The sequence below is a fragment of the Pseudomonas sp. FDAARGOS_380 genome, from assembly GCF_002591235.1.
GTDB classification, from domain to species: domain Bacteria; phylum Pseudomonadota; class Gammaproteobacteria; order Pseudomonadales; family Pseudomonadaceae; genus Aquipseudomonas; species Aquipseudomonas salmasensis.
On the sequence record NZ_CP023969.1, the window covers coordinates 5,557,900 to 5,579,034 of the forward strand.

The following is a 21,135-nucleotide window of genomic DNA, read 5'->3' on the forward strand; positions in this document are numbered from 1 at the left end:
CAGGTTAGTCACCCCGGCGTCCTGGAGAAATAGCCAATCCGGGCGAAGAACAGGTGACCAATCTACAGGCCACGGTTCCTCAGCCACTGGATGAAGCCCTTCTTCACCGGCACCACGGGTGCGTCTTCGGTCAGGGCCTGGGCGGCATGGCGGCGGAAGTCCAGCAGCGCCTTCATGGCTTCGCCGATATCATGCCGGGCGTCCAGGCACGGCTTGAGGTATTCATTTTCGATGCGGTAGAGCGTGCAGTAGGTCTTGGCCGAGAAATCCGCCAGCGCCGCCTGGTCGGAGAGAATGCCGGACTCACCGATCACCTCCCCCGGGCCCATGCGCCCGGCCTCGAACTTGTGCCCGTCCTTGACCAACAGCACCGAGACCACGCCGGACTCGATGATGAACAGGTGATCGCTGACCTCCCCCGCGGCCAGGATCATCTCACCGGCGCGGTAGGTGTGCAGGGTCATGTTCTGGCTGAAGGTGTCTTTTTCTTCCTGACGCAAGGTGGAGAAGATCGACGAGCGCTCCAGCAAGGCGCGGGCGCCAGACACCGCAGGCGGCGTACTGCCTTCGGTGGCGGACAACAGCCCCACACCCGCCGCCTGCAAATGCCGGTAGGCCAGGTCGTAAAGCTGGTTGCGGGTTTCGCGCTTAAGGCCCATGGCCGGCACAAAGCCGCTGATTTCATATTCCACGCCACTGCCAGTGGATGCCTTGAACGCCACGCTGGGCGCCGGCTGGGCCAGCAACGGCCGACAGCCCTGCATCGCACGCTCCAGCGCTTCGATCACGGTTTGCGGGCGTGCATGGGGGCTGACTTGCAGGCTGACCGCCAGGCCGAACATGTCTGCCGGGCGCGAGAAGTTGATGATCTTGGCCTTGGCCGCCAGGGAGTTAGGGATCACCGCCAGGCTGCCCTGGGAGGTTTGCAGGCGTGTGGCACGCCAGTCGATATCCGTAACACGGCCTTCGGTGCCATCGATGGAGATCCAGTCATCGATCTGGTAAGGCTTGGTGGTATTGAGGACGATCCCGGAAAACACGTCGCTCAAAGTGCTTTGCAAGGCCAGGCCGACGATGATCGCCACGGCGCCGGAGGTGGCCAATACGCCTTTGACCGGCAGGTCGAGCACGTAGGCCATGGCGGCGATGATCGCGATGAGGAAAATCACGGCGCCCAGCAGGTCCTGCAACAAGCGCCCGGTATGGCCGACCCGCTGCATCATCACTGCGCCGAGCAATACCGTGAGGGTGCGCGCCGCAAACAGCCACCAGCCGATCTGCAATGCCGTGGCGGCCAGGTGCAACGTGGTGTCATCGGCATAGGGCGCCGCTTGCATGGGGTTCATGCCGTCGTTGAACAGCACGGCACTGAACACCGCGAAAATCACCAGCCGCGCTGCGAGTTTCCAGTTGGCCAGGTTGGGGGAAATAAGGCGCCACACGGCGATGTCGATCAGGATCAACGCCACGGCGCACAGCATCGGGTGATCAGCGATAAATGAGGGCATCCAGGCGACTCCAGGGCGAATGCCGAGAAGATCGCATGAAATCAGAACCCTGGAAACAAAATGTAGGAGCGAGCTTGCTCGCGAAAAACCACAACGATGACGCGTGCTGTCTGATTGAACGCGGTATGTTGCAGTTCTTCGCGAGCAAGCTCGCTCCTACAGGGGTTTGCGGTGAATCGTCAGGCGTGCATCTGCCCGAATTTGCCCGACTGGAAGTCGGCAAATGCCTGGTGAATCTCCTGCTCGGTGTTCATCACGAAAGGGCCGTGGCCGACGATGGGCTCGTCGATGGGTTCGCCGCTGAGCAGCAGCACCTTGGCGTCGTCGTTGGACTCCAGGGTCAGTTGCTTGCCGTCGCGCTCGAACAGCGCCAATTGCCCCTGGCGTGCGACCTCTTCGCCATTGATCAACAACGTGCCGCTGAGCACCACCAAGGCGGTATTACGCCCGGCGTGCAGGTCCAGCGTGACTGCTTTACCGGCGTTGAGGCGCAAGTCCCACACGTCTATAGGCGTGAAGGTGCGGGCCGGGCCTTGCGTACCGGCAAATTCCCCGGCGATCAGGCGCAGGTGGCCGGCGTCGTTCGCCAATGGCAGCACCGGAATGTCGCCATCGACGATGGTCTGGTAACCGGCATCCGCCATTTTGTCCTTGGCCGGCAGGTTGACCCACAGTTGCACCATCTCCAGTGCGCCGCCGCGACGGGCGAAGTCTTGGGAGTGGAACTCCTCGTGAAGAATGCCCTTGGCTGCGGTCATCCATTGCACATCGCCTGGGCCGATCTTGCCGCCGGCACCGGTGGAATCGCGGTGTTCGACTTCGCCGTCGTAGACGATGGTCACGGTTTCAAAGCCGCGGTGCGGGTGTTGGCCGACGCCACGGCGCTGTTCGGTGGGGGTGAATTCGGCGGGGCCGGCGTGATCCAGCAACAGGAATGGGCTGATGTGCTGGCCCATGGTGTCGTAGGAAAACAACGTGCGTACCGGGAAGCCGTCGCCGACCCAGTGGGCGCGGGGGCTGGTGTAGATACCAATCAGCTTTTTCATGGTGTACCTCCAAAGTGAGTACAGCTTAATTCGCCTCACGCCTGAGTACTAGACGGCAAAATTGGCCCTGATCGTTCTACATATAGAACAATGCTTTAACCTGTGGGAGCTGGCTTGCCTGCGATGACGGCCTGCCAGTCGATATCTATCTACCTGACACCCCGCGGTCCAAACTGTGGGAGCGGGCTTGCTCGCGAAGGCGGCCTGGCAGGCGACACAGTTGGATTGTGTACATATCCATTGCTGCGGTAACGGCCGCTTAGGGTTCCGCCCTGACGGCGGCTCACTTTTGAAGAGCCCAAAAGTAAGCAAAAGGCTCTTGCCCCACCACTCGGCACCTCGCTTAGGCTCGGTGTGCCCGTAATCCGCCAGTGATTTGGGGGGCCGCCGCCACGCGCCATCCATGGCGCGGGGCGGCTAAACCGGCATCCCTGCCGGTTTACCCCCCAAATCCCTGTCGAATTCCGGCCAGCGTGGTTTAACGGGGCGCTTGAGATCAAAAGCAGATCAAGATCAAGGGCGGCTCGCTTCGCATCGTGGTTAGCGTTGGCTGCTACAACCTACAAGAATGTGTAGATGGTTCGGTTGACTCATCAGTGACTGACACTCCGTTTTCGGAACAAGCCCACAGGAGATCTGCGCATAGCTGACTGGGATTATCGGGGGCTGGATTAATTTATATTTCAACCATAATATAAGCAGAAAATTACGCCCGTAATTTTTTGCACAATGGTTTCCGGAGTTCGCCATGCCCCCTCTCCCCCTGCGCCTTCTCACGCCCCTGGCTCTGCTGATGATTCTTAATGGCTGCAACAGCAAGGCCGATACCGCCGAGGCGCCCGTTTCACGTCCGGTACTTGCCGCCAAAGTCGAAGCCGCCGGCACCCAGCAAAGTGCCTACACCGGCGTGGTGGCAGCACGCACTGAAAGCAACCTGGGCTTTCGGGTCAGTGGCAAGGTGATCGAGCGCAAGGTCGACCCCGGCCAGCATGTCTCCCGTGGCGACACCCTGTTGGTACTGGACATCGGCGACTTCGAACTGGCGCTGCGTTCGGCCAAGAACCGCGTCAACGCCGCCGAGGCGCAACTGCGCCAGCGCCGTGACGATGAAAACCGTTACCAGCGCCTGGCCAGTACCGGCGCGGTGTCGCGGCAGATCTTCGACCAGTCGGCCACCAACCTGCGCGTCGCCCAGGCCGAACTGGCCGCGGCGCAATCGGACGCCAGCCAGATCGAAAACCGTCGCACGTATTCGGTGCTCAAGGCCGATGGCGACGGCATCATCACCGATGTGCTGGCCGATCGCGGACAGGTGGTGGCCGAAGGGCAAATCGTCGCGCGCCTGGCCCATGACGGTGCCCGTGAAGCCATCGTCAACCTGCCGGAGAACCGGCGTGACCTGGCCGCGCAAAAAGCCTTGGCATTCCCCTTCGGCGCACCCGACCAGGCCGTGACCGCCACCCTGCGCGAGCTGTCCGCCAGCGCCGACCCGGTCACCCGCACTTACCGCGCACGTTATGTGCTGCAGGGTTCGGTCGAGCGTTTCGCCCTCGGCTCCACCATCACCGTGCGCCTGCAAGGCAACGGCCAGCCCCTGCAAACCCGCGTGCCCATTGGCGCCTTGCAGGATGCAGGGCAAGGCACGGGCGTCTGGCTGATTGGCGATGACCAAAAGATCAGCTTCGCCCCGGTGAAAGTCGCCAGCCTCGGCCAGGAAGACGCCTTGCTCGACAGCGGCGTAACACCCGGCCAAACCATCGTCGCCCTTGGCGCCCACCTGCTGCACAGCGGCGACACGGTGCGCTTGCTGCCCGCCCAGGCGCTGGCCCTCAACCGTCAGCAGGATCAATGAGTATGCGCGGGATCAACCTCTCCGAACTGGCCGTCAAACACCGCGCCGTCACCCTGTTTTTGCTGATTGCGATCCTCGTCGCCGGGGTCTTCGCCTTTGGCAAGCTGGGCCGCGCCGAAGACCCTTCGTTTACCGTCAAGGTGATGACCATCACCGCTGCCTGGCCCGGCGCTACCGCCCAGGAGATGCAGGAGCAAGTGGCCGACCGCCTGGAAAAGCGCCTGCAGGAACTGGACTACTACGACCGCGTCGAGACCATTGCCCAGCCGGGCTTTGTGTCGATGCGCATGACCTTCCTCGAGTCCACCCGCCCGAGCGAGATCCAGGCGCTGTTCTACCAGACGCGCAAAAAGCTCAGCGACGAAGCCGCGCAATTGCCCAAGGGCGTGATCGGGCCGTTTTTCAATGATGAATATTCCGATGTGTACTTTGCGTTGTACGCCCTGGAAGCCGAACACCTGCCCCACCGCCAGCAAGTGCAAATGGCCGAACAATTGCGCCAGAGCCTGCTCAACCTGCCCGGGGTGAAGAAGGTCAATATCCTCGGCGAACAGGCCCAGCGCGTGTTTGTCGAGTTTTCCTATGAGCGTCTGGCAACCCTGGGCATCAAGCCCGAACAGATCTTCGCCGCCCTCGCCGCACAAAACGCCGTGGCGCCCTCCGGCTTCGTCGAAACCGCGGGCGCCCGCGCCTATATCCGCATCGACGGCGCGTTCGACAGCCTGGCCTTGATCGAGAATGTGCCCCTGCAAGTCAATGGCCGCGTATTGCGCATCGCCGATGTGGCCACCGTGAGCCGGGGTTATGAAGACCCGCCCAGTTACCGCATCCGCCACCAGGGCGACCCGGCGCTGATGCTGGGCGTGATCATGGAGAAGCACTGGAACGGCCTTGAACTAGACAAGAGTCTGCAAGCCGAAGAAGCGCGGATCCAGGCCGACCTGCCCCTGGGCGTGAACTTCGCCAAGGTCTCCGACCAGGCGAAAAACATCAGCCTGGCAGTCAATGAATTCATGCTCAAATTCTTCGTCGCCCTGGCGGTGGTGATGCTGATCAGCCTGTTGGCCCTGGGCTTTCGCGTGGGGCTGGTGGTGGCGGCCGCCGTGCCGCTGACCCTGTCGATCGTGTTCGTGATCATGCTGGTCACGGGCCGGGAATTCGACCGGGTCACCCTCGGCGCGCTGATCATCTCCCTGGGCCTGTTGGTGGACGACGCGATCATTGCCATCGAGATGATGGTGGTCAAACTCGAAGAAGGCTTTGACCGCATTCACGCGGCGACCTATGCCTGGAGCTCCACCGCCGCGCCCATGCTCACCGGTACGCTGGTGACCATCATTGGCTTTTTGCCGGTGGGGTTTGCGCGCTCCGGTGCCGGCGAGTACGCCGGCAATATCTTCTGGATTGTCGGGTTTGCGTTGATTTCGTCGTGGCTGGTCGCGGTGGTGTTCACGCCTTACCTGGGCGTAAAGATGCTACCGCAGATCAAGCCAGTGCCCGGCGGGCATGATGCGATTTATGCCGGACGCTACTACCAGAAGCTGCGCCGCCTGGTGGAGGCCTGCGTGCGTGGGCGCTGGCTGGTAACTGGGCTGGTGGTGGCCGCGTTTGTGCTGTGTGGTCTGGGTATGGCGGTGGTGAAGAAACAGTTCTTCCCGGACTCCGACCGCTCCGAGCTGATTCTGGAAGTGTATATGCCGCCCGGCAGCGCGTTCAAAAGCACCGAGGCGGTGGCGGCGCAGGTGGAGAAGGCCCTGTTACAGGAACCCCAAACGAGCATGGTCGACACCTATGTGGGCGGCGGCGCACCACGGTTTTTCCTGTCGTTAAACCCCGAAATGCCGGACCCGGCGTTTGCCAAGTTGATCGTGCAAACTCCAGACTCCCATGCCCGCGATGCGCTGAAACTGCGGATGCGTGAGCGCATTGCGGCAGGCGAATTCCCTTCGGCGCGGGTTCGGGTCACACAGCTCGTCTTCGGCCCGCCAGTGCCGTTCCCGGTGGTGTTCCGCGTTTCCGGGCCGGACCTGAATGTGCTGCGCGGGCTGTCTGAAGACGTGCGTCAGGTGGTGGCCGGCAACAAGCTGACCAGAGACACCTTCCTCGAATGGGGCGAACGTGCCAGCGGTTATCGCCTGGTGCTGGATCAGGATCGCTTGCGCCTGCTGGGGTTCACGCCGGACGAGGTCAAGTCCCAGCTCAACGCTTTGCTCAGCGGCAACCCGATCACCGAAGTGCGCGAAGGCAACCGCACCGTGTCGGTGGTGGCCCGTGCCCAGGGCAGCCAGCGTGAAGACCTGGGCAACCTCAACAACATGACCCTGACCAACAGCGCCGGCACCTCGGTGCCATTGGCCCAGGTCGGGCATTTCCAGGCGGTAATGGAAGAGCCGATCCTCAAGCGCCGCGACCGCGCCACCACCGTGGAGGTACGCGCCGACATCATCGACGGCGTACAACCGCCCGACGTGGAAATGGCCGTGTACAAAGACCTGCAACCGCTGATCGCGAAGTTGCCCAGCGGTTACAAAATCGACATCGGCGGCCCGGTTGAGGAAAGCGCCAAGGCCAACGTCGCCCTGGCGGCGCTGTTCCCGATCATGATCCTGCTGACCCTCACGGTGATCATGTTCCAGGTGCGCTCGTTCGGCGTGATGTTCATGGTCTTCGCCACCGCGCCTTTGGGCCTGATTGGTGCAGTGCCGACCTTGTTGTTGTTCAACCAGCCGTTCGGCTTTAACGCGATCTTGGGCCTGATTGGCATCGGCGGCATCCTGATGCGCAACACGCTGATTTTCACCGACCAGATCCGCCAGAACCAGGACTACGGCATGGCGATTCGCGAGGCCATCATCGAAGCCACGGTGCGGCGTGCGCGGCCAGTGATCCTTACGGCACTGGCAGCGGCGCTGGCGTTTATTCCGTTGACGTTGTCGGTGTTCTGGTCGTCCCTGGCCTATGTGCTGATTGGCGGGGTGCTGGTGGGCACGGTGTTGACGCTGTTGTTTTTGCCGGCGCTGTGCAGCCTGGTGCTGCGCGACAAGGTTGCTGAAATGTCCCACGTAACGGTCGGATAAGCTCTACTCCCCTCCTCTTTCAACCGCTGCAAAGTCCCTCGCCTGATTAAACAGTGCGAGGGATTGCAGATGGTTTTTCCTGTGAGTGCCTTGGTTACCTGGCCGCCCCCCGTGGGGAGCCGTCGCGGATGACCCAAGCAGCCCAAGTTACCTTTATCGAACACGAGCTGGATGGTTTCCATCAGAGCCTGGTGGAGTACCGCCAGCAGATGGGCGCCTGGTATTCGCGTGCGCTGGATACGGTCAGTCATGCAGCGGACATGCCGTCATTGCTGGGTATGGACCGGGTATTACGGGCTGGGGATGCGCAGCAGTCGGTGAGTCTTGGCGATGCGGACTTTGCCACCGTGGCCCGCTGTCCGGCAGGAGGTGTGCTGAAGATCCAGAGCAGGTTCGAGTCAGCGTACGACGTGCCGATCGGCAATATCCCGGTTGAGGTGATCGGGCTGGATGACGGCAGTTCCAAGGTCATCCTGCTCGACGAGCACGGCGAGGGTTCCCACGACTGCGCCGCCGGCGGGCGTTATCAGGTGAGGGTTCAAGGCGGTGTTTCAGCGCAGCAAGTCGACGCCTTGTTTGCGTCCTATGCGGGGCTGACAGCGGATCTGGAGCAATGGCTGCGCGAACAGTGGCAAGGCTTCAAACCGCATTGGCAGCAATCCCCCGCCAGCGCAATTGGCAGCGGCGTGCTGGCCGGCAGTTGGGCGGCGATCCGTGACGCGTGGGACAGCGTCAAGCAGGTGCAGGCGATGCTTGAAGACCCGCTCAAGTACGTCGAGCAACTGGGTAGCGAGGCGGCCAGGTTGGCGCAAATCGCCACCGATGCGCCCAGGGTCATGGAACGGGCGATGTTGCTGGCCAGTGATGAGGCCGCGCTGTACCTGTTACTGCGCACTGCCATGATCTGGCTGGAGGCGTTACCGCCCAGTGAAGTCGCGCAAGCAGCCGCTGGTTTTATGGTGTCGCTGCTGATTGACCTGGTGATTGGCGCGGTGCTGACCATCGCGCTGCCGGCGGCGGGCGTGGCGTATTTGAGTATGCGCCTGGTCAAGTACGGTGCGCGGGTGCTTCAGTCGGCCGTGGGTTTCGTGACCGGTGTGCTGACGATCCTCACGAAGTTCATGCAGGCGGTGGACCGCTACAAAGCGGTGGCGGTTCGCGGGGTGGTAGGTGGGCTGAAGCAAGGCACGATGCAGATGCGCTGGCGGGCGCGGCAGAACGCGGTGCTGACGCAGAAAGAGCGTGTGGATGATGTGCCGGCGGTGGCTTCAAATCCGAAGGGGGATGCGGCGGCACCAGCGGACAAGACCGTTACCCAAGGTTGCCCGGTGTCGATGGTCACCGGCGAGGAATTGCTGACCCTCACCGATGGTGCGTTGGACGGGATCTTGCCATTTGAGTGGACGCGGCTGTATCGCACCAGCGCGGTGGAAGTCGATTGTGGGTTGGGGTTTGGTTGGAGCCATGCGCTGGCCCATCGGCTGGTGGTGTCGGGCGATTCGGTGGTGTGGACTGACCATGAGAATCGCTCGACTGCCCTGCCCTTGCCCACCGACTCTCGGCCCGCGATCACCAATAGCCTGGCGGAAGCGGCGATCTATTTGGGTCCGGCGCCTGACGAGTTGGTGCTGGCCCAGGCCTCGCGCTTCTATCACTTTCGCGATGGCGTGCTGACAACCATCAGCGATGCGTATGACAACCGGCTGCGCCTTTGCCGGGACCGTTCAGGGCGGATTGAGCGGCTGGATAACGGTGCGGGTCGCTCGTTGCTGTTGCGTTATGAGTTGGGTCGCATCGTCGCGGTGGACTATCAGGTGCATCGCGCCAAAGGGCGTGAGCCCTACGTGTGGGAGACCGAGCAGAACGTTGTTTCCTACGCCTATGACGAACACGGCCGACTGGTTTGCGCGACCAATGCTGTCGGTGAAAGCGAGCGCTATCGGTACGACGATCAGCACGTCATTCTTGAACGCCAACTGGCCGGTGGGGCGAGTTTCTTTTGGGAGTGGGAAGGCGCTGGCAAGGCGGCGCGCTGTGTGCGGCATTGGGCGAGTTTTTCGCAGATGGACACGCGTTATGCCTGGGGGGATGACGGGCGTGTCACCGTGCATAACGCCGATGGTAGCCAGGAGGTGTATGTCCATGACCAGCGGGCGCGGTTGGTGCAGCGCATCGATCCGGACGGCGCTCAGCATTACAAATCTTACGATGACAAAGGCCGGCTGACCGTCGAGCAAGACCCGATGGGCGCGGTGACGGCCTATCAATATGACGACGCTGGACGTTTGGTGGCGCTGTTTCCCGGGAATGATGAGCCGACAGCCTACGAGCATGACAATGGGTTCGTACGGGTTGTGCGCCGTGGGGAGGCAGTCTGGAAATATGAGCGTAATGACCAGGGCGATGTCATTCGCAAGACTGACCCCGATGGCCATTCGACTGACTACAGCTACAACAAACAGGGGCAACTGACCGGGGTTTGGTACCCCGACAGCAGTTGCCATCGGCTGGTGTGGAACGAGCGTGGGCAGTTGCTTGAAGAGCAATTGCCCCATGGTGGGATCAGGCGTTATCGCTATGACGATCTCGGAAGGCAAATCGCCCGAGAGGATGAACACGGCGCACAGACCGTTTATGAATGGGACAGCGTCGGTCGGCTGATTCGCCTCGTCTTGCCAGGCGGTGCCACACGCGAATTCAGCTACAACCCCTACGGAAAAATCATCGCCGAACGCGACGAACTGGGCCACGTCACCCGCTACGAATACGCCGACGGCCTGCACCTGATCAGCCGCCGTCTCAACGCCGACGGCACCCAGGTCAAGTACCGCTACGACAACGCCCGGCTGCTGCTCACCGAGATCGAAAACGAAGCCGGCGAAACCTACCAACTCGACTACCACCCCAACGGCCTGATCCGCCAGGAAACCGGCTTCGACGGCCAGCGCACCGCGTATGCCTACGACCTCAACGGCAACCTGCTGGAGAAAACCGAATACGGCGACGATGGCAGTCAGCTCATTACCCGCTACCAACGTGACCACGCCGGGCGCCTCGTACGAAAAACCCTGCCCGATGCCAGCGTTGTCGACTATGCCTACGACCGCCAAGGCAACCTCCTCAGCGTCGAAGACGGTCACTGGGCGTTGGCCTACGAGTACGACCGCCAAAACCGCCTCACCGCCGAGCACCAAGGCTGGGGCACCCTGCGCTACGGCTACGACGCCTGCGGCCAGCTGAAAAACCTGTGCCTGCCAGACAACAACCGCGTCACTTTCAACCACGACAAAGGCGGCCACCTCGCCACCGTCGAACTCAATGGTGACGTGCTCACCTCACATCTATTCAACAGCGGCCGCGAACACCAGCGCCAGCAAGGCCAACTGCTCAGCCATTACCACTACGACGACCAACACCGCCTGCACGCTCACGCGGTGACGCAGCAACAAAACCACCTCTACCAACGCCAATACGACTACGACAAAGCAGGCAACCTCACCCGCCTGCTCGACACCCGCAAAGGCGAACACCTTTACCGCTACGACCCGCTAAACCGCCTGACCCGCGCCGACCACTCGCAAGACGTACAGGAACGCTTCGGCCACAACCCGGCGGGCAACCTGCTGATGCAAGACCGCCCCGGCCCGGACATCGTCGCGGCCAATCGCCTGATAATCCAGGGCGATCGCCATTACGACTACGACGCCTTCGGCAACTTGATTCGTGAGCGGCGCGGCAAGGGCCAGCAACTCATCACCGAATACCGCTACGACTGCCAGCATCGGTTAATCAGCATCACAAAGCCGAACGGCGAAACCGCAAGCTATCGCTATGACCCGTTTGGGCGGCGCATCAGCAAGACCGTGGACGGCAAGACCACTGAATTTTTCTGGCAAGGCGACAAGCTGATTGCCGAACACCATGCAGAACGCCATCGCAGCTACCTGTACGAGCCCGACAGCTTCCGACCACTGGCGCTGCTAGAAGGCTTCGGCCCACACGCCACAACGCCCTACCACTACCAACTCGACCACCTCGGCACCCCGCAGGAACTGACCAGCCCCGAGGGCGAAATCGTCTGGTCCGCCCACTACCGCGCCTACGGCCAGATCGCCCGACTCGACGTAGGCAAAATCGACAACCCACTGCGGTTTCAAGGGCAATACTTCGATGCGGAAAGCGGGCTGCACTACAACCGCCATCGCTACTACAATCCGGATATTGGTCGCTACCTGACACCGGACCCGGTGAAGTTGGCGGGAGGAATCAATGGGTACAGGTATGTGCCCAATCCAACGGGTTGGGTCGACCCCCTAGGCTTGAATACATGCCCTGGTGCTGACGGATGTAAACCCAGCACCAGTGCTCCAAACCCTGCGCAGAGTGTTAACCACGGAGAGCCTGCCTTACCGCAACTGACCCGCACGCAGCGGCAGGCGAAAATTGATGAACTAGCAGAATCAAATGCTCATCGGCGATTATCAGAGCTTGAAGCGTCAATTCCAGGGGCACACTTCTTAGAAAAACACGGTGCGCAGACGTCGTTAGAGTCTCAACTAGAGCGGGTAATAACAGCGAGGAACCCAACCACAGGGGAAATTGAGCGACACCTAAGAGGGCCACGCCAAGGAGAGCCAAGACCGCCAAGCGCGGCGACTCACTTTCTAAGCCACAGAGACCAGTTGAATGCTATTTACCGTGCTCAGCTCATTTTCAAATCGCTCAACTTGTCGGCATCCAAACAACCTATGCACATGGGAAAAATAGTTGGAGAAGGGTATAAACGAGATGGATACGAATACCGCCAAACGAAGAAGGCTAGGGTTTTCTTAAACGAAGATGGACAACCTATCACAGCATTTACGGATCTCGAATGAAACTCAAGCCAAACCTCTCCATAATCCAAGGTCTGCTTTTTACATACTGCATCGAAAACACCAGAAGTGTGGACCGAGAAGAGCTAATTACCTCTATAAACGTGAACCATCACGAGGAACTCACATGGTTATTCAACACGCTAACTAAGCCTGAATTCATCAAATATAAGCAAGATGAAAGAGAATGGCACATCAACACACTCCAGCATTTTCTCAGCACGGACGAGAATTTTGAGTCCGTATTTTATCTATTTGACACTTACTTCGAAGATGAAATCATCGACAACAGAGCCTTTATGAAAACATTGCTTGAATGTCTAATTCGTTATCACGCTGAAGCGAAAACAGATAAGTAATCCGACAAAACCAAGCGAACACAACGCTCAAATCAACAAAGCCCAAATGTGGGAGCTGGCTTGCCTGCGAAAGCGGTAGTGCAGTAACACATGCAGCGACTGACACACCGCCTTCGCGAGCAAGCCCGCTCCACAGGGGATCTGCGTTTGCCTGACGGGCATTCCTCCCACATTCAAACCCGCTTCGTTCGATCTGATCAGCGCTTGGAAAGCTCCATAATCATCCGACTCAACAAATAAACCCGCGGCGCCACACTTTCCACCTCGGCATATTCCTCCGGCGTATGAATATTGCCCCCCACTATCCCAAACCCATCCAACGTCGGCGTGCCTACTCCGGCGGACAAGCTGGCATCTGCCGCGCCGCCACTGCCTTCGATGGTCAACTTGCGTCCCAGTTCGCCGTAAATCCCTTGGGCAATCGCTACCAACTTATCCGACTCGGCCGTCTGCGGCATCGGTGGCAGGCCACGCTGCAGGCTGGTTTTTACTTCGGTTTCCGGGATCAATTTGTTGGCTGAAACCCGGGCCAGGTCTTTCTCGATCCGGTCGAACTCTTCCGGCAAGGCCGCACGCACGTCGGCCTTGGCGGTGGCCTGGTCAGGGATGACGTTGGTGCGGTCGCCAGCCTTGAGCACGGTGAAGTTGATGGTGGTTTTCTTGTCTTCATCACCAAGTTTGCCCAGTTGCAGGATCTGGTGCGCGGCTTCCATGGCGGCGTTGCGTCCCAGCTCCGGGGCGACGCCGGCGTGGGCGGCTTTGCCTTTGACTTCGACCACGGCGGTGGCGCTGCCTTTGCGCCACACCACCAGCCCGTCGGCGGGGCGACCGGGTTCCAGGTTCAGGGTCACGTCGTGGCCCTTGGCAGTGTTGCGGATCAGTTCGGAGGCGGCGTCGGACCCGGTTTCTTCGCTGGCGTCGAGCAGGAAGGTGATCTGCGCGTAGTCCTTGAAGCCCTGGCTTTTGAGGACTTTGAGCGCGTAGATGCCGGCCACGATACCGCCCTTGTCATCCATCACACCGGGGCCGTAGGCGCGGCCGTCCTTGATGTGGAAGGGGCGCTCGGCAGCCGAGCCTTCCTTGAATACCGTGTCCATATGGGCCATCAGCAGGATCTTGGCCTTGCCGGTGCCTTTGAGGGTGGCAATCACATGGCTGTTGTTGGCGGCTTTGTCCGGCACCCGTTCGATGGTGAAACCCAACTGTTTCAATTCATCCACGGCGATATCGCGCACTTGGGTCAGGCCCGGCTCGTAGCCTGAGCCGGAGTCGATATTCACCAGGCGCTCCAGCAGTTTCAAGGCTTCGGCCTTGTATTGTTCGGCCTGTTGCTGGATCTGTTTATGAGGCTCGGCGCTGTAGGCCGGCAGGCTGAAAGACAAGGCCAGGGTAGCGGCCAACAGGGTTTGCGGGAAGGAGAAGAACATGGACCGATCCTTGTTTTTTGTTGGAGGGTGCCCGGCCACCCTACCCCACTAAACCGACCGCAACCAACTGCCCTGTACTGAACTGACCCGGTTGCGCCCGCTGCTCTTGGCCTCGTACAGCGCCTGGTCGGCATCGTTTAGCCAACTGATGGAGTCGGCATGGCTCGGCTGGTAAGGCGCCAGGCCGATGCTCAGGCTCACACGCAGTGTCGGGTCCTGAGCGTAGGCCAAGGCGTTGAAGCGACCGCGCAAGGCCTCCATCACCTCGGTGGCACGGTTGAGGGGCATGTCTGGCAGGATCACGCAGAACTCATCGCCGCCATAACGCCCGGCCAGGTCGGTGGTGCGCAGGTTCTGGCGCAGCACCTTGCTCAGTTGGCGCAGGACGATATCGCCGGTCACATGGCCGTAGGTGTCGTTGATGGTCTTGAAGTGGTCGATGTCGATCAATGCGATGGCGGCACCGGCGGGGCCTTGGCGGCAACGTTGAAACTCGAGGTCCAGGTGGTCCTTCCAGGCGCCGTGGTTGAGCAGGCCCGACAGGCTGTCGGTGCGGCTCAAGGCCAGCAGCTCACGCTTGTGGCGGGCCAAGGTGACGGCCTGGCGGTAGCAGATCCAGCCCAGGGCCAGGGGATACAGCATCAGGATCGGCAGGCAGGCATACAGCTGGGCCTGGGTGGTCACGGCGATAAACCCAGGCGTGAACAGCAGCAGCGCGGTGCCCAGCCCTAGCGCCTGTGCCGCCCAACCCGCAAACAGGAAGCGTGGCCCGCCGATGGCGACGTTGTTCATGCTCATCATCGACAGGGTGGTGACGCTGGGCAGCGGGTTGAAGTGCATTGCGCCAACCCAGAACCCACCGCAAAAGGAATCGAACAGCAGGCTGCGGCGTTCGCTGCGCAAGGTATTGGCCGAACGCAACGAGCATTGAAAAGCCAGATGCGGCCACGCGAAGGCGTTGATCAGCATCCAGGCCCACACCCACAGGGGCGGGTTCAACGGATACATGCCGAACGCCACGCACACAAAGCCGAGCGTCAGCCCCAACAGGCGGGATTTGTACAAGCGCAAAGCGAGCGGAAGTCCTTTTCCTCCGACGGCTGGCATGGTGGGGGCGATCCTGGGTGATTGCCTGGAGTCTAACAGGGCAACGTCAAATCGCCACTACCGCTTATTGGCTAATACTTCAGTGCGAAAACCCACGCGCCAGCATCAAGGCCACGCCCAGCAGCAACACGGCTGTGATCCGCTGCAACAGCACGCGCCGCTTGGGGTTTTCCAGTACATGCTTGATGCGCTGGCCGAAATAGCAATACAGGCAGCCGCTGGCAAATTGCAGCAGCAGGAACGTCAGGCCAAGGATGGCGATATCCGCCGCCGAGCTGTGTTCACCGGCGCCGGCAAACTGCGGGAACACGGCGCTGAACATGATGATGGTCTTGGGGTTGGAAAACCCGGTCAACAGCCCTTTGCCGAACAGGCTGCGCGCGCCCTCAACCGTGCCGGCGTTGTTGATCGACACGCCACTGCTGGTCCACTGCTTGTAGGCCAGGTAAAGAATGTAGGCCACCCCGACAAACTGGATGGTCTGGGTAATGGCGAGGTTGCCCTTGATCAGTTCCGAAAAGCCCACGGCAAAGATCAGGATCGAAATCAGGTACGACACACTGGCGCCGACCTGCGCCGGGATCGAACTGCGCAGGCCATCCTTCAAGCCCAGGCTGAGCAACAGCAGGGTCATGGGGCCCGGGCTGAAGGTCATGGTGGCGCAGAACAACAGGAAGTAGAGAAATGAAGACAGGGTTAACGCACTTGTCATGGCCAGCACCTTGAATAAAGAGAAACAGCAGCAACGGGGCGAACGCAGCCGGCGCTCGCCCCAGGCCGATCAGGCGACGGCGATTTCGGTGGTCAGGGAGTCGCGGTACATCACCGCCAGGTCAGCCAGGGCGGCCTTGGCGGTCTGGTTGCGGGTTTCAAACGCAACCAGGCCCTTCCAGTTGGTCTCGACAATGGCCTGCAGCACATCGGCGTAATCGCAGTTGCCGTCATGGATGCCGAAGTGCTGGTCTTGCACGCCGTTGTTGTTGCTGAAGGAAATGCCCTTGATCAGGTGGTGGTACTTGCGCACCACTTCTGCCGGCAGGCCGTTCTCGATGTTGGCGTGGCCGGCATCGAGGAAGAAGTACACATTGCTGTGGGCTTGCAGGCGCTCGAACACAAAGGCGTATTCCGCTTCGTGGGTGAAGATGTAATGGAATGGCCGATAGTTGACGTAGTTGGACAGGTTTTCCAGGTAGATATCCGTGCCCTTGGCCTCGGCGTACAACGCCAGTTCCTGCACCGACTTGAGGTAATGCTCCAGGGCAACCTTCTTGGCCATCAGCACCATTTTCGGCTCGACGATGCAACCACCATGAATGATCAACGGCGCGCCCAGGCGGCTGGCGATGTCGATTTCCTTCTTCACGTACTCCACGGCCGCGCTACGGAAGGCCTCGACATCACTGCCCAACGGCGCCTTGAAGTTGCCGTGGAAAACCGGCTTGACGCCCGTGGCCGCGATTTGCGCCTGCAGGCTTTCGATACGTGCATCGGTCCAGTCATCGACCATTTCGCCGAACAGGCTGCCATCGATGTACCAGTGGGTGCAGTCACCTTCGATGGCGGTTTGCAGGCCCTTTTCGGCGCCCAGGTATTTCTGGTGGGCCACACCGGTGCAGAACGGGACGGTGGCGTTGATCAGTTTGCTGTGCATGGGACGATTCCTTTCGTTGATGGTGTGTCAGGCTTCTTGAAGTTCAGGGAGGTTGATGGCCATGAAATCGGCCTTGGTCACGCCGCAATCCGGGCATGCCCAGTCTTCAGGCACCTCTTCCCAAGGGGTGCCTGCGGGAATTCCGTCCTCCGGAATGCCCAGTTCTTCTACGTACATAAAACCGCAGGGTGCGCACATATAAGTCTTCATGGAAATGCAAAATCCATTGCTTAGGTGTAGGAAATTTCGCCATCTCCTGGCGAGATGCCGCGCAGTCTAGGGGAGTGGCATTGCGCAAGGCAGGTAAAGTGATGCCTAATCCGGCCTAACTTCACCGGTAAAAGCACCGGCAAACACAAGGACGCGTCATGTTTGTATCCGCCATCGCTTTTGTAGAAGGCACGCCCAAGGTCCAGCAGATCGTCGAGGCGTTCAGCCACGCCATCGAAAAGGGCGAATGGGCACCGGGCAGCAAACTGCCATCCGTGCGCGAACTGACCCAGATCCTCGGCGTCAGCAAGTTCACCCTCAACGAGGCACTGGACCGCCTGCGCGGTCGCCACCTGCTGACCTCGAGCCAGGGCCGCGGCTACTTCGTGGCGATGGACAGCACCCGCCCGGCCTCGGCGACCTGGGTGGACCTGTTGCCCCAAGACCTGCTCAGCGTATTGCGCCGCCCGTTGGCCACCGCCAGTGGCGAACTGCGCCCCGGTGGCGGGCACTTGCCGGAGGACTGGCTCAATGGCGAAGCGATCCGCCAGGCGATGCGCAGCGTAGTGCGTGCGCCGTCACTGCGCATCGCCGGGCTGGGCACACCGGCGGGGCTGTTGCCGTTGCGCCAGGCGCTGCAACAGAAACTGCACGGCGAAGGCTTGTCGGTGCCGGTGGAACAAATCATCACCACACCCAATACCGTGCAGGGCCTGGACATGCTCATGCGCCTGCTCGCCCGCCCCGGCGACACGGTGCTGCTCGACGCACCGTGCTACTTCAACTTCCACGCCAACCTGGCGCTGCACGGCGTCAAGGTCATCACCATTGCCCGCCGCCCCGACGGCTTTGACTTCACCGCCCTCGAACAACTGCTGGCCGAACACCGCCCCAGCCTGTACCTGACCACCAGCGTGTTGCACAACCCCACCGGCCACTCCTTCAGCCCCAGCCAGGCGTTCCGCCTGTTGCAACTGACCCAGCACTACCACTGCCATATCGTCGAGGACGACCTCTACGGCGACCTGCACCCCAACCCACCCCCACGCCTGGCCGCCGTCGCCGGGCTGGACCAGGTCACCTACCTGTCGGGTTTCTCGAAGATCCTGAGTGCCAACACCCGCGTCAGCTACGTGGTGGCCGCCCCGCAACTGGCCGCCAACCTGACCAACATGAAATTGATGAGCGGCGGCGTCACCTCCGAACTGTTCGAACAGATCGTCTACCGCATGCTCAGCGAAGGCAGCTACGCCAAGCATCGCAAACGCATGGTGCAGCGCCTGATGGAAGCCGGTGGGCGCGTCGAACAATGGCTCAAACGCTGCGGGTGCGAACTGCCCATGGCGTATGAAGGCGGGATGTTCATCTGGGCACGCCTGCCGCCCGGCGTAAACGGCGAACTCCTGGCCCAGGAAGCCCTGAAACGCAGCATGGTACTGGCCCCCGGCGCCCTGTTTGGCTACGACCCGGCCCACCGCGACTCAATGCGCTTCAATGTGGCACACAGCGACGAACCACGCGTGCAGCGAGTGTTCGAGGCGCTGCTGCTGCACGGTGTCGCCCAAAAAAGCAAAAGCCCCCCAACCCCAACCTAACCACGATGCGAAGCGAGCCGCTCTTGATCTTGATCTGCTTGTGATCTTGATCTTAGGCGCCCCGTTAAACCACGCTGGCCGGAATTCGACAGGGATTTGGGGGGTAAACCGGCAGGGATGCCGGTTTAGCCGCCCCGCGCCATGGATGGCGCGTGGCGGCGGCCCCCCAAATCACTGGCGGATTACGGGCACACCGAGCCTAGGCGAGGTGCCGAGTGGTGGGGCAAGAGCGTTTTGCTTACTTTTGACTGGGCCGGCATTCCGGCTTTTCAAAAGTGAGCCGCCGTCAGGGCGGAACCCTAAGTAGCCGTTACCGCAGCAATGGATATGTACACAATCCAACTGTGTCGCCTGCCAGGCCGCCTTCGCGAGCAAGCCCGCTCCCACAGTTGGATAGTAGGGTGTCAGGTAGATATGGCCCGGCTGTCAGGCCGCCATCGCAGGCAAGCCAGCTCCCACAGTTGGATCGCGGGGGTGTCAGTAGGTAAGACGCCGTAAGCCCCCCGTCAACCCGGCAACGGAATCACCCGCAACGGCCGCACCGACTTGTACGAAAAACTCGAATAAATCTCCTTGACGCAGGGCAACGTCTGCAAAACCTCCCGCGCAAACTCACCAAACGACTCCAAATCCTTGGCCACCACCTCCAGCAAAAAGTCATAGCGCCCCGAAACGTTATGGCACGCCACAATCTCCGGAATCGCCAACAGCCGCTGCTCGAACGCCCGGGCGATTTCCTGGGTGTGGCTCTCCATCATGATGCTGACAAACGCAGTCACCCCATAACCCAACGCCTTGGGAGAAAGGATCGCCTGATAGCCACTGATCACCCCGCTCTCCTCCAGGGTGCGCACCCGGCGCCAGCAGGGTGACGTGGTGAGGGCCACCCGCTCGGCCAACTCGGCCACGGTCAGGCGGGCATTGCCTTGCAACGCGTTTAAAAGGGCTTTATCCGTACGGTCCAGCTTGATGGGCATAACGTGCCTCTAATCATTATTTTCATCGATGTTTGATCCACAAACGCAGGTTTTCCCGGGCTTTTTTGCAAGGTTCATGCGTGGTTATGAGCATAGCATTGTAGGAAATAAGGAGCGCCCGACATGCACACTAAACACACCAGCTTCGGCTTTTCTACCCGTGCCATCCACCACGGCTATGACCCCGTTGACCACCACGGCGCCCTCGTCCCGCCCATCTACCTGTCTGCCACCTTCGCCTTCCCCACCGTCGAATACGGCGCCGCCTGCTTTGCCGGCGAAGCCAGCGGCCACTTCTATACGCGCATTTCCAACCCGACCCTGGCCCTGCTGGAGTCACGCATGGCCAGCCTGGAAAACGGCGAGGCCGCCGTAGCGTTCAGCTCCGGCATGGGCGCGATTGCCGCGACGTTCTGGACCCTGTTGCGCCCAGGCGACGAGATCATCGTCAGCCAGACGCTTTATGGTTGTACCTTCGCCCTGTTGCACCATGGCCTGGGCGAATTCGGCATCAAGGTGCGGCATGTCGACCTGACCGACCTGGACGCCCTGCAAGCAGCCTTCTCCCCGGCCACCCGCATGCTCTACTGCGAGACTCCGGCCAACCCCAACCTGCGCCTGATCGACATCGCCGCCGTGGCCGAACTGGCCCATCAACAGCCGAATGTCACCGTGGTGGTCGATAACACTTACTGCACCCCCTACCTGCAGCGCCCCCTGGAACTGGGCGCCGATGTGGTGGTGCACTCGGCCACCAAATACCTCAGCGGCCACGGCGACATCACCGCGGGCATCGCAGTGAGCAACCAGGCCCTGGCCCAGCGCATTCGCCTGCAAGGGCTCAAGGACCTGACCGGCGCGGTGATGTCGCCCCAGGACGCCGCGTTGTTGATGCGCGGCCTCAAGACCCTGGGCCTGCGCATGGACCGCCATTGCAGCAACGCCCAAGCGGTGGCCGAGGCGTTGCAGGCACACCCGGCCGTGCAGTGGGTGACCTACCCGGGGCTACGTTCTTTCCCACAATACGAACTGGCAAACCGACAAATGAAACTGCCCGGCGGCATGATCGCCTTTGAACTCAAGGGTGGCATCGAGACCGGCCAGCGCTTCATGAACGCGCTGCAACTGTTCACCCGCGCGGTCAGCCTGGGGGATGCCGAATCGCTGGCCCAACACCCGGCGAGCATGACCCACTCCACCTACACCCCCGAGCAACGGGCGCAGCACGGTATCAGCGAGGGCCTGGTGCGGTTGTCGGTGGGGCTTGAAGACGTTGCCGACCTGCTGGCCGATATCCAACAAGCCCTGGCCAAGTGCAACGGTGCCAACCTGCGGCCCACCACGACAGCGGCGTACGCGATGAAATAGCGCCCAAACCCACGCGTTTTGCGGTGCCCGGGCGGCGGTCGGAAGGATCCGACTGCCGCTATGCCTGCTTAATGTTTTTTTTCG

The 21,135-nt window shown here is 61.0% G+C and carries 14 protein-coding genes; 6 read left to right on the plus strand and 8 right to left on the minus strand.

Annotation, left to right across the window (positions count from 1 at the left end):
- Positions 1 to 62: 62 nt before the first annotated feature.
- On the minus strand, positions 63 to 1,508 hold the full coding sequence (locus CRN80_RS25855) for a mechanosensitive ion channel family protein (RefSeq protein WP_098951852.1): 1,446 nt from the start codon (positions 1,506 to 1,508) through the stop codon (positions 63 to 65).
- A 179-nt stretch (positions 1,509 to 1,687) separates the two neighbouring features.
- Positions 1,688 to 2,554 carry a pirin family protein gene (locus CRN80_RS25860; RefSeq protein WP_098951854.1) on the minus strand — a complete coding sequence of 289 codons (867 nt, stop codon included), beginning with the start codon at positions 2,552 to 2,554 and terminating at the stop codon, positions 1,688 to 1,690.
- A 748-nt stretch (positions 2,555 to 3,302) separates the two neighbouring features.
- Between CRN80_RS25860 and CRN80_RS25870 the strand changes: the two genes are divergently transcribed.
- The 4 genes from CRN80_RS25870 to CRN80_RS25885 all read left to right on the plus strand — a co-directional run bounded on the left by CRN80_RS25870 (position 3,303) and on the right by CRN80_RS25885 (position 12,716).
- Positions 3,303 to 4,406, plus strand: a complete 1,104-nt coding sequence (locus tag CRN80_RS25870) for an efflux RND transporter periplasmic adaptor subunit (protein WP_098951858.1) — start codon at positions 3,303 to 3,305, stop codon at positions 4,404 to 4,406.
- Positions 4,407 to 4,408: 2 nt separating this feature from the next.
- Complete coding sequence (locus CRN80_RS25875; protein WP_098951860.1) at positions 4,409 to 7,483, plus strand: efflux RND transporter permease subunit; 3,075 nt, start codon at positions 4,409 to 4,411, stop codon at positions 7,481 to 7,483.
- Between the two features lie 128 nt (positions 7,484 to 7,611).
- Complete coding sequence (locus CRN80_RS25880) at positions 7,612 to 12,360, plus strand: RHS repeat-associated core domain-containing protein (protein ID WP_098951862.1); 4,749 nt, start codon at positions 7,612 to 7,614, stop codon at positions 12,358 to 12,360.
- Complete coding sequence (locus CRN80_RS25885; RefSeq protein WP_098951864.1) at positions 12,357 to 12,716, plus strand: hypothetical protein; 360 nt, start codon at positions 12,357 to 12,359, stop codon at positions 12,714 to 12,716. The genes CRN80_RS25880 and CRN80_RS25885 overlap by 4 nt, the downstream gene beginning before the upstream one ends.
- A gap of 197 nt (positions 12,717 to 12,913) precedes the next feature.
- Here CRN80_RS25885 and CRN80_RS25890 read toward each other — a convergent pair whose 3' ends face one another.
- From CRN80_RS25890 to CRN80_RS25910, 5 genes are all read right to left on the minus strand, one after another.
- Positions 12,914 to 14,143 (minus strand): M20/M25/M40 family metallo-hydrolase, encoded by a 1,230-nt coding sequence (locus CRN80_RS25890; RefSeq protein WP_098951866.1) that lies wholly within the window; start codon positions 14,141 to 14,143, stop codon positions 12,914 to 12,916.
- A gap of 48 nt (positions 14,144 to 14,191) precedes the next feature.
- A complete protein-coding gene (locus CRN80_RS25895) occupies positions 14,192 to 15,250 on the minus strand; it encodes a diguanylate cyclase (RefSeq protein WP_044273551.1) in 1,059 nt (352 codons plus the stop codon).
- 79 nt (positions 15,251 to 15,329) lie between these two features.
- Positions 15,330 to 15,962 carry a LysE family translocator gene (locus CRN80_RS25900; protein ID WP_032892247.1) on the minus strand — a complete coding sequence of 211 codons (633 nt, stop codon included), beginning with the start codon at positions 15,960 to 15,962 and terminating at the stop codon, positions 15,330 to 15,332.
- Between the two features lie 69 nt (positions 15,963 to 16,031).
- Positions 16,032 to 16,901, minus strand: a complete 870-nt coding sequence (locus CRN80_RS25905; protein WP_032892248.1) for a sugar phosphate isomerase/epimerase — start codon at positions 16,899 to 16,901, stop codon at positions 16,032 to 16,034.
- A gap of 27 nt (positions 16,902 to 16,928) precedes the next feature.
- On the minus strand, positions 16,929 to 17,111 hold the full coding sequence (locus tag CRN80_RS25910) for a rubredoxin (RefSeq protein WP_032892249.1): 183 nt from the start codon (positions 17,109 to 17,111) through the stop codon (positions 16,929 to 16,931).
- 158 nt (positions 17,112 to 17,269) lie between these two features.
- On the opposite strand from CRN80_RS25910, the gene CRN80_RS25915 reads away from it, so the two are divergent.
- Entirely contained in the window at positions 17,270 to 18,706 is a 1,437-nt protein-coding gene (locus tag CRN80_RS25915) for a PLP-dependent aminotransferase family protein (RefSeq protein WP_098951868.1), read from the plus strand.
- Between the two features lie 506 nt (positions 18,707 to 19,212).
- Here CRN80_RS25915 and CRN80_RS25920 read toward each other — a convergent pair.
- The gene (locus CRN80_RS25920; protein WP_014718112.1) at positions 19,213 to 19,683 is read right to left on the minus strand and encodes an Lrp/AsnC family transcriptional regulator; all 471 of its coding nucleotides are present in this window, start codon (positions 19,681 to 19,683) and stop codon (positions 19,213 to 19,215) included.
- Positions 19,684 to 19,806: 123 nt separating this feature from the next.
- On the opposite strand from CRN80_RS25920, the gene CRN80_RS25925 reads away from it, so the two are divergent.
- A complete protein-coding gene (locus CRN80_RS25925; RefSeq protein ID WP_098951870.1) occupies positions 19,807 to 21,051 on the plus strand; it encodes a methionine gamma-lyase in 1,245 nt (414 codons plus the stop codon).
- Positions 21,052 to 21,135: the final 84 nt, after the last annotated feature.